The organism is Arthrobacter sp. NPDC058192 (genome assembly GCF_042883665.1).
Taxonomy (GTDB): Bacteria; Actinomycetota; Actinomycetes; order Actinomycetales; family Micrococcaceae; genus Arthrobacter.
The window spans coordinates 1-1384 of the sequence record NZ_JBHVVJ010000042.1; the positions used below are offsets into that span (position 1 = coordinate 1).

Below are 1384 nucleotides of genomic sequence, written 5' to 3' on the forward strand. Positions count from 1 at the left end.
GGGGACTGTCCGATAAACGGTGGGTGGGTCCGGCCGGTTTTCATTAGTGAGTGGTTCTTTCGAACCGGCCGGCGAAGGTAATCGCGAACGCGTTCAGCGCAGGCTTCCACCTCATCACCCAGCGTGCCCGACCGCCGCCGGTGGGATCAAGAGACCTGGTGACCAGATACAGGCATTTCAGGGCAGCGGTCTCGTTCGGAAAGTGCCCGCGGGCCCTCACGGCCCTGCGGTAGCGGGCGTTGATCGACTCGATCGCGTTCGTCGTGCAGATCACCCGCCGGATCTCCACGTCGTACTCCAGGAACGGCACGAACTCAGCCCAGGAGGACTCCCAGAGCCGCACGATTGCCGGGTATCGCTGGCCCCACTCGGCCCTGAACTCGGCGAACCGGTCCTTCGCCGCCTGCTCGGACGGGGCCGTGTAGACCGGCTTGAGCGCCTTGACGATGCCCTCGCGGTGCTGGCGCCCGGCGTAGCGGAAGCTGTTGCGGATCAAGTGCACGATGCACTGCTGCACGACCGTTCGCTCCCACGTGGTCGTGATCGCCTCCGGCAGGCCCTTGAGCCCGTCGCAGACGGCGATCAACACATCTTCCACGCCCCGGTTCTTCAGCTCGGAGAATACCTGCAGCCAGAACCGGGCACCCTCGCCACCATCGCCGGCCCAGATGCCCAGAATCTCCCGCTCCCCGTTGGTGGTGACCCCCATGACGACGTAGAACGCGGTGTTGCGCACCTGCCCGTCACGGACCTTGACCACGACCGCGTCAACGAAGAGCACCAGATACATCGGATCCAAAGGCCGGGCCGACCATTCGGCCAGTTCCCCGGCGACCTTCTCCGTGATGCGGCTGATGGTGTCTTTGGAAACCTTGGCCCCGTAGACCTCCTCGAAGTGCGCGGCGATTTCCCCGGTGGTCAGCCCCCGGGCGGACAGCGAGAGCACGATCTGGTCGATCCCGTCCAGACGCCGTTTCCGTTTGGGCACGATCACCGGCTCGAACGACCCGTCCCGATCCCGCGGCACCTCTATCTCAACCGGGCCGATCTCGGTCAGCACGATCTTCGACCTGGTGCCGTTGCGCATGTTGGCTGCGATCGGCGTCTGGCCATGCTCGTGCCCGAGGTGCTCGGTCAGTTCCGCTTCCAGCGCGGTCTCCAGCACATTCTTCGTGAGCTGGTTCAGCAGCCCGCCCGGGCCAACCAGGCTCACGCCCTGCTCCTTGGCCTGCGCGAGCAACCGCTCTGCAAGCTCCTTCTGATCGATGATCTCTCCCGTCACAGGATCGATCATCGCCCCTGTTATCTCGGTCGTGGACTCTGACACGGCCGTCTCCTTTCGGATCAGGCCGGACCTTCACACACCGTTATTCAGACAGTCCCC

General features: G+C 64.6%; 1 protein-coding gene. It reads right to left on the minus strand.

Annotated elements, in window-relative coordinates:
- Positions 1 to 43: 43 nt before the first annotated feature.
- Positions 44 to 1294 (minus strand): IS256 family transposase, encoded by a 1251-nt coding sequence (locus ACFVVK_RS20470; protein ID WP_390271342.1) that lies wholly within the window; start codon positions 1292 to 1294, stop codon positions 44 to 46.
- Between the last annotated feature and the right edge of the window lie 90 nt (positions 1295 to 1384).